This is a genomic window from Asticcacaulis sp. P2_C5 (genome assembly GCF_056404555.1).
This window is the reverse complement of the sequence record NZ_JBFUDU010000024.1, coordinates 25,255-32,828: the sequence shown is the minus strand read 5'-3', so window position 1 is coordinate 32,828 and position 7,574 is coordinate 25,255. Positions and strand designations below refer to the sequence as shown.

The following is a 7,574-nucleotide window of genomic DNA, read 5'->3' as shown; positions in this document are numbered from 1 at the left end:
CAGGTGGAATGGAAGGACGGCCTTCATCCGAATATATGGCCGAAAAATCCGCGTTCAGGTCGACCAGAACGGCGCGAACCAACTCTCGGACCTTGCGAAGCGGGTGGCCATCGGGGACGCGCTCTTCCAAGGATACGTAAGAAAATAGGCCAACCTGATCCCGAAACTCACCACGCATCGCTATCTCCTTCTCGCTAAAGAAGGGAATCACGACAAACGCAGAATGGCTACAGGTTTTTCAGCAGACTGTTAGTGCCCCCTGCTTAGGGCATAGGGACAAACCATCGCTCGCCGGCTCGTACCATAGAATGCTGCGCCACATGTGCGGCTCAGGTTTGCCGTCCACATCATGGCAAAGTTCAAGCGGAACGGGCAAGGCGTAGGTTAGGTCCCCGGCCCCTTGCTGATGAATCACAATTTTCGAGCAACTGGTACCGAAGCAAACCTACTATTGATTGAAGCGACCATCTCTTTGATTTTTAATGAAAAAGGGTGGTGCCTGGAGCCGGAATCGAACCAGCGACACGCGGATTTTCAATCCGCTGCTCTACCAACTGAGCTATCCAGGCCCTTAACACAGCCCATCTGCAGCGCCAATAAGCGCCGAAGGAGGCAGGTCTATAGGCGACACATTTGCCGTTGGCAAGCGTGAAAGTGTAAAAAATCAGGCTTCTTCGTCGCCGTCCGGCAGGGGCGCAGACGTGCCGCCCTCCTCGTCTTCCTCCAGGCTGAGCCCGCCTGAACCGTCGATGACATATTCGCCTTTCAGCCAGTGGACCAGGTCGACGTCGGCGCAACGCTTGGAGCAGAAAGGCGCATAGTTCGGCGCTGCGCTGACGACTCCTTCTATCGCTTCGCCATAAGGTTTGCGGCAACGGGTGCAATAACGGACAGTCACAGGGCTATAACCTCGGGGCGATCAGATGTTTCAAGACGCAGCATCGGCGCCAGCGGATCGAGCGACTGCGCCAGCAGCGGCCGCAGCACGTCGATAACGGGAGTACGATCGCGCAGGACGATCACCCGGCCGCGCGCCTGCTCCGCCATGCGCACGGCGCGATTGACACTATATAGGGCGGCACCGGCAGGAACGATACCCCCGGCCAGGGGACGCGCGCCCCACGGACGAACAAATTCCAGCGTGCTGAACTTGCCGATTGGCGCCACGATGATACGTTCGGCCTCGGCCATGAAGCCAGACCGCAGCAACTGGTTCAGCCGCGCACCGTCATGGCGGCGGCCAATCAGGTCGACCACGACCAGCCCCGCCTGGTTCGACAGGCGCAGACGCCGCGCCAGGTCCGCCACAGCCAGTTCATTGCACGTCTTGGCGAAGGTCTTGCCGGCAACCATGCCCTGATCGCCGCCGGCGGAATCGATGTCGCAGGCAATCAAGGCCTGGGTCGGCTCGATCGTCAGGTGACCACCGTTGCTCAGGCCGCCCGACGGATCAATCGCCCGCTCGCGTGCGTCATCCAGCGCATCCAGCAGCATGTCCGGATCACCCAGCCGCACCACACGTTCGCCCAACAGGGCCGCTGACTGCGCCAGCAACCGGTCGCGCAGGTTCACCGTCGATGAGACGCGACGCGGTTCACCTTCGGCCGGAGCGATCAGGCGGGCCCGCGCCAGCTTATTACCGCGCGCCTCGGCGATGATCTCGATCTCGACCGCCGCGCCTTCGGTAATCTTCGCCAACAGGTCGGGCGCGCCGTCCAGCACCGCGTCTTCGCCATCAGCCAGGCGTAGAAAAGCAATCCCCCCTACCCTGCCCTTCAGACGCGCGACAGAACGGGTGCCCAGCACGCCCAATGCAGGATCATATTCATAGCCCTCGAGATAGAGCTGAGGCAGGTTCTGGTAATAGATGGCCCCGCGCGCCAGACCGAACCGGCTCTCGTAATACAGGGTGATCATGGCTAACTGCCTGTGGGCCGGTAGCCGGCGCCTTCAAGCAGGCAGCGCGTCTCATACAGCGGCAAGCCGACAACGGCGGTAAAGCTGCCGACCAGATTAGTTACAAAGCCCCCGGCCCGGCCCTGGATGCCATAACCACCGGCCTTGCCCAGCCCCTCGCCGCTGTCGGCATAGGCGGCAATCTCGGCGGCGGTCAGAACCTTGAACACCAGGCGCGTTTCGATGACACGCGACGACAGTTTGCCGCCCGGCGCGATGACGGCGATGCCGGTATAGGTGCGATGGCCGCGTCCGGACAGCAGTTTCAGGCAGGCGACGACGTCTTCGGCCGTATGCGCCTTGTCCAGCACGCGCCGGCCGACACAGACGACGGTATCGGCGGCCAGGACAAAGCCCGGCTGCGTGGCGGCAACCGCTTTGGCCTTGGCCTGGGCCAGGCGCAGCGCCAGCAGGCGCGGCGTCTCGCCATGTAACGGGGTTTCATCGAGATCGGCCGCCGCGATGATATCGGGCACCAGGCCGATCTGGGCCAGCAGGTCACGTCGACGGGGGCTGGCGCTGGCCAGAATCAAAGGGGCGTTCGCCGCCATTGCGGATTACTTGAAGCGGTAGGTGATGCGGCCCTTGGTCAGGTCGTACGGCGTCATTTCGACCAGGATACGGTCGCCTGCCAGGACGCGGATACGGTTCTTGCGCATCTTGCCGGCGGTGTGGGCGATGATCTCGTGCCCGCTCTCTTCCAGCTTGACGCGGAAGGTGGCGTTGGGCAGCAGTTCGATCACCGTGCCGGGAAACTCAAGCAGTTCTTCTTTTGCCATCAGGCCCTCAAATAGGTCGACAACGCACCAAGTCCTTCGGGACTCATCGGGTACGCTCTCAGTGAGTGCGCCCTTTATACCGAATGGCTGCAAAGGGAAAGGCTTTTTAACTCTGACTCACCTTACCAATGCGTCGTCGACCTGGCGCCAGTCGTAGGTTTTTACCAGTTGATCGACCACTTCGGCCGGGCCTTCGATGCGAATTTCGATGTTTTCGATATGCGGCGAGCCGTCCGTATGGACGTAGCTGTAGCGCCAAGCGCCCATCTTCGCATCTCGCCGGAACCGCGCCCCGTCGCCGAATTCGAGTAGGTATCCGCTGCCACCGGTGACGTGCATGGCCGGTACCTTGAAGGCCACAGCCACACCTGCGGGCGCCGCAACCTGTTCCGGACTATCACCATCGAACGCAAAGCTACCGGTATTGTGCAAAGTCGTAATCCACAGACTGGCCGGCTCGGCACTGCCCGTCTGGGCGGTGGCGGCCAAGGCCTGGATCTCTGCGATCAGTTTCTGTTGTTTCCCCGCATCCGTGGTCGTCTGCATCTGCGTCACCAGGGCCTGCATCTTCGCGGTCGGATCATCGGGATTGGCCCGGTTGTAGTAGCGCGCCATATTGCCGAAAAACAGGAAGGGACCGTCGCCGCTGCCGTCGACCTGGACATCGGCGGGTATCTCGACCCGATCGGTGGCCGATTCGGTCCAGCCAACGGACAGGGCGTCCATAGTCTTCGTTATGCCTGTCTCAAAGGCGTGAATAGCCGCAGCTTCGCCGGCGGTCGGCGCGCGGTCTTCGGCAAGGGCTGATGTCGCCGAAAGGGCGGACACAACGATCAAGGATATCAGACGCAAACGCATTCGGGCCTCCTGTCAGACAGGTGGCGAGCCTAAATCGGCAGGATCGAAAGCGCTATCTGCCTATTTAGGCACTCTTAAGAGCTCAAACGCCGCATGGCTCGCGCAAACGTGCGCGGCGGGCAGTCGCCCTTGCCAAAGACGTAACCGTCGTTGGAAATTGCGTTCCGCATAGCCAAACGCCCTTTGCTGAAGAGCAAAGGGCGCTGGATAGAAGACAGTCCTGAGGGAGGGATCAGAACTTCTTCACAAGGCTGACCGTGCTCGAGGTCGACTGACCCTTGTCGCCGTTAAAGTCCGAACGCGTCACGTCGGCGCGCAGGGCGTAGCTGTCATCGAGGTGATATTGGGCGCCGACACCGTAGTCGAGCGAGGTACCCTGTTCCAGCTTGCCGGCGGCGGCTGGGGCCTTCAGATCGGTATCGGACACGCCGACACGGCCGATCAGGTCGAACTTGGGCGATACCGGCAGGTAGCCAACGCCATAGACGCCGACCTTGTTGGTCAGCTTGTACTTGCCGGCCGCGGTCGAGTCCTTGTTGGTGCCGAAAGCCGCTTCGCCTTCGACGCCGAAATGCGGGGTAATCTTGGTGCCGACGCGGGCATTGACGCTGTTCAGCTTGGTGTCGGTCGTGTCGTTATCGGTGCTCTGGACACCGACCGAACCATAGACGTGGCCTACGTCCTGAGCCGATACGGCAGCAGCGCCCGAGAGAGTCAGGGCGGAAACAGCGGCGGCGATAAGCAGGTTCTTCGTATTCATCGTATGTGCTCCATTTTGCTAGCGGTGGCTGCCGAAAGGCGGCTCCGTCTGGGCGATCATTGTCGCCTGATGACAATATGGTGCGGTGCACGGGCGATCGTGGGGCCGTTTCCGGGTCATTTTGAGGTATTTGGCGCCGAATGTGGCGAGGTGAACACCTCAGGGCCTTTTATGTGGCCAAAGGTCCGATTTAGGACGCATTACCGCCCCAATGACGAATGAATAAAATGTAATAAAATCATAAAGATAGGCAAAAATTACCCATTACGCGCGCAGGTGCAGCGCATTGATCAGGGTGAACAAACGGCGCGCCGTTTCGTGGTCGATCTCGACCTTGCCGCTGAGTCGCTCGGTCAACAGTTCGGCGCCTTCGTTATGTACGCCGCGGCGGCCCATATCGATCGACTCGATCTGCGCCGGCGTGGCGTTTTTCAGCGCTTCGTAATAGCTCTCGCAGATCATGCCATAGTCGCGCATCATGGTTTTGAACGGCGCCATCGACAGGATAATCTTGCGCGCAAAGTTCGGTCCGGTGATGTCGAAGACCAGCCGGTTGTCTTCCAGCGCCAGGCGCAGGTCGAACGGCCCCTGGCTGCCGGCCTCTTCGGCGCCGGCAGGCGTGAAGCTGTTGCGCTCGATCAGGTCGAACATGGCGACCTTGCGCTCGTGCTCGATCTGGTCGGTCGGCGCGGCCAGGCTGTCTTCGTCTATGTCGATGCGGGCAATTTTCATAATTCGGTCTCTACAGATACTCCAAATCACGAGTCAGCGTGATTTGGCAAGGGCGCCACACTTTCCGCTTTTTGGCCGCCCGAGCTGTTGCGAGGAGCCTCGCGGCGCTTGAGCGCTAAGAATGGTTTGGAACGCTTTTAGCACGCCTCGGGGCCGCCAGATCAAGCAACAGCACATCGATGCATTCAGCTTCAATACGGATATCTCTCTGTCCTTCTCCGGCAAAGCGCAGGATCAGGACATGGGCCGGCAGATCCAGCGGTTCCGCCGCCAGGTCCAGCAGGCTCAGCGGCTGCTGGGCATTTTTCGGATCCAGTCCCCTCACCTGCACCTTGGTGACGCAAGACAGACGCAGAACCGACGGCGCGCGCAGGGGCTGGCTGCCGCCCGCCTCATGGCAGAAGCGGTTCATGCGCACGGTGAAATGACGCCCGGCCTGATCGTAGACCATGTCGCCGAAACGCAGGGCGGCGTCCTGGACCAAGGCGGAAATAGCGGGCAGGTCGTCAGCCTCCATCGCCATCAGGCGCAGCGGCTTGGCGGCCGGCTTTTGGCCAAACAGGGCCATTATTCGTCTTCCGATCCGGGCTCGTCGCCCTTCAGCCGGCGGACATTGGCACCGCAGGCCGACAACTTGCCTTCGAGGTTTTCGAATCCGCGATCGAGGTGATAAACGCGATTAACGACGGTCTCGCCGCGCGCCGCCAGTCCGGCAATGACCAGGCAGGCCGAGGCGCGCAGATCCGTCGCCATAACCTGGGCACCGCGCAGTTCGGCGACGCCGCGCACCTTTGCCTCACCGCCGCTGACCGAGATATCGGCCCCCAGGCGGCCCAGTTCCGGCACGTGCATGAAGCGGTTCTCGAAAATGGTCTCGCGGATGACGCTTTCGCCGTCGGCCAGCGTCATCAGCGCCATGAACTGCGCCTGCAGATCGGTAGCGAAACCGGGATAGACGTCGGTCGTCAGGTCGACCGGTTTCAGCTTGCCGTCCTTGCGCGTGATGGTCACGGTGTCGAAGCCGCGATGGACCTCACAGCCGGCGGCGACCAGCTTGTCGAGCAGGATGGAGATCAGTTCCGGGCGCACCTTGGTCAGACGCACTTCGCCGCCTGCCATCGCGGCGGCCACGGCATAGGTGCCGGCCTCGATGCGATCGCAGATAACGGACCAGTCTGCGCCGCGCAAGCTTGTGACGCCTTCGACCACGATGGTCGTGGTCCCGGCGCCACTGATCTTGGCGCCCATGGCATTCAGGCATTCGGCCAGGTCGACGATTTCCGGCTCGCAGGCGCAGCGCGTCATGACGGTCGTGCCGTGGGCCAGGACAGCCGCCATCAGGGCGTGCTCGGTGGCGCCGACCGAGACGAAGGGAAACTCGATCTCGGCGCCTTTCAGACCGCGCGGCGCCTGGGCAAAGACATAGCCTTCGTGCATGTCGATATGGGCGCCCAGCGCTTCCAGCGCCTTCAGATGCAGGTCGACGGGCCGCGCGCCGATCGTGCAGCCGCCGGGCAGGCTGACCTTGGCGTGGCCGGTGCGGGCCAGCAGCGGTCCCAGGACATTGAACGAGGCGCGCATCTGGCGCACCAGATCATAGGGCGCGAAGGATGAGGTGATTTCAGGGGTGTGCAGGGTGGTCGACTGGCCGCCCTCATCCGAATTGACGATTTCTGTGCCGAAGCGTTGCAGCAGGCGGCTGAGCAGGCGCGTGTCGGCCAGGCGCGGCATGTTGTTGAGGCGCACCGGCTCGGAGGTCAGCAAACTGGCGGCCATCAGCTTGATGGCGGAGTTCTTGGCCCCGGAAATGGGGATGTCCCCGAACAGAGGGCTGCCGCCCTCGATGGCGATGCGATCCATATATGCGTCCGTAATCTACCGTAGCCCAGCGACATAACCGGGATGGGCGGTTCTACATCGAATTGGGGATGGCGCAATATGCTTTGTTCGGTGGGCTGGGCTGCTTTAGCGATTTTCGGAATTTTGCAGCGAGCAAAAGGTTTGAAACCGCGAATGAACGCCAATGAACGCGAATAATTCAGGCAAGTCCTGCAACCGTATATCTAAAGAACGCTTTGCTTCAGAACCGACAAAACCATTCGCGCTTATTCGCGTTCATTCGCGGTTTCAACGTTTCCTTCGGAATTGCCATCCGCCCCCGGCTCAGGCGAGCCCTCCTCCGGACTCTCAACGGCAGAAGCGGCCTTGCGGCGGCGCAGGTTATCGCGCAGCGCCTTTTGGAGGGCCTGGGCTCTGCGATCCTTTTCGCTAAGTGCGGGAGTCTTGGCTTTGGTCATGGTCGAATTGTAGAAAACCGCTGAATAAATTCAAGGGGCGTGATTTTTCGCTTTGTCTTCGGAAAAAGTTTGGCTATAGCCCCTGCCTCCGTTGCCGTATTAGCTCAGTGGTAGAGCGCATCCTTGGTAAGGCTGAGGTCGGCAGTTCAATCCTGCCATACGGCACCATCGGGGCCTTGATCTTGAACGATC

Annotated in this window: 11 protein-coding genes and 2 tRNA genes; 1 reads left to right on the top strand and 12 read right to left on the bottom strand. The window is 61.1% G+C overall.

The window, feature by feature from the left end:
- The 12 genes from AC1DXO_RS25735 to AC1DXO_RS25680 all read right to left on the bottom strand — a co-directional run.
- Positions 1-178: transposase (locus AC1DXO_RS25735; protein WP_476981075.1), on the bottom strand; the 178-nt coding region annotated here is incomplete at its 3' end.
- Between the two features lie 315 nt (positions 179-493).
- Positions 494-569: transfer RNA gene (locus AC1DXO_RS25730), tRNA-Phe, on the bottom strand.
- A gap of 95 nt (positions 570-664) precedes the next feature.
- The gene (locus AC1DXO_RS25725) at positions 665-898 is read right to left on the bottom strand and encodes a DNA gyrase inhibitor YacG (protein WP_476981074.1); all 234 of its coding nucleotides are present in this window, start codon (positions 896-898) and stop codon (positions 665-667) included.
- A complete protein-coding gene (locus AC1DXO_RS25720) occupies positions 895-1,917 on the bottom strand; it encodes a ribonuclease E/G (protein ID WP_476981073.1) in 1,023 nt (340 codons plus the stop codon). The genes AC1DXO_RS25725 and AC1DXO_RS25720 overlap by 4 nt, the downstream gene beginning before the upstream one ends.
- Before the next feature lie 2 nt (positions 1,918-1,919).
- Positions 1,920-2,507, bottom strand: a complete 588-nt coding sequence (locus AC1DXO_RS25715) for a Maf family protein (RefSeq protein ID WP_476981072.1) — start codon at positions 2,505-2,507, stop codon at positions 1,920-1,922.
- Positions 2,508-2,513: 6 nt separating this feature from the next.
- Entirely contained in the window at positions 2,514-2,735 is a 222-nt protein-coding gene (gene infA, locus AC1DXO_RS25710) for a translation initiation factor IF-1 (protein WP_018081608.1), read from the bottom strand.
- Positions 2,736-2,852: 117 nt separating this feature from the next.
- The gene (locus AC1DXO_RS25705; RefSeq protein WP_476981071.1) at positions 2,853-3,593 is read right to left on the bottom strand and encodes a hypothetical protein; all 741 of its coding nucleotides are present in this window, start codon (positions 3,591-3,593) and stop codon (positions 2,853-2,855) included.
- 232 nt (positions 3,594-3,825) lie between these two features.
- Positions 3,826-4,353, bottom strand: a complete 528-nt coding sequence (locus AC1DXO_RS25700) for a porin family protein (RefSeq protein WP_476981070.1) — start codon at positions 4,351-4,353, stop codon at positions 3,826-3,828.
- Positions 4,354-4,617: 264 nt separating this feature from the next.
- Positions 4,618-5,085, bottom strand: a complete 468-nt coding sequence (locus AC1DXO_RS25695; RefSeq protein ID WP_476981069.1) for a UPF0262 family protein — start codon at positions 5,083-5,085, stop codon at positions 4,618-4,620.
- 115 nt (positions 5,086-5,200) lie between these two features.
- Positions 5,201-5,653: a DUF2948 family protein gene (locus tag AC1DXO_RS25690; RefSeq protein WP_476981068.1), complete on the bottom strand. Its 453-nt coding sequence runs from the start codon at positions 5,651-5,653 to the stop codon at positions 5,201-5,203.
- Entirely contained in the window at positions 5,653-6,945 is a 1,293-nt protein-coding gene (murA, locus tag AC1DXO_RS25685; protein WP_476981067.1) for a UDP-N-acetylglucosamine 1-carboxyvinyltransferase, read from the bottom strand. The genes AC1DXO_RS25690 and murA overlap by 1 nt, the downstream gene beginning before the upstream one ends.
- 245 nt (positions 6,946-7,190) lie before the next feature.
- Positions 7,191-7,382 (bottom strand): hypothetical protein, encoded by a 192-nt coding sequence (locus AC1DXO_RS25680; protein ID WP_476981066.1) that lies wholly within the window; start codon positions 7,380-7,382, stop codon positions 7,191-7,193.
- 93 nt (positions 7,383-7,475) lie between these two features.
- Here AC1DXO_RS25680 and AC1DXO_RS25675 point away from each other — a divergent pair.
- Positions 7,476-7,550, top strand: a tRNA-Thr gene (locus AC1DXO_RS25675).
- The last annotated feature ends 24 nt before the right edge of the window (positions 7,551-7,574 follow it).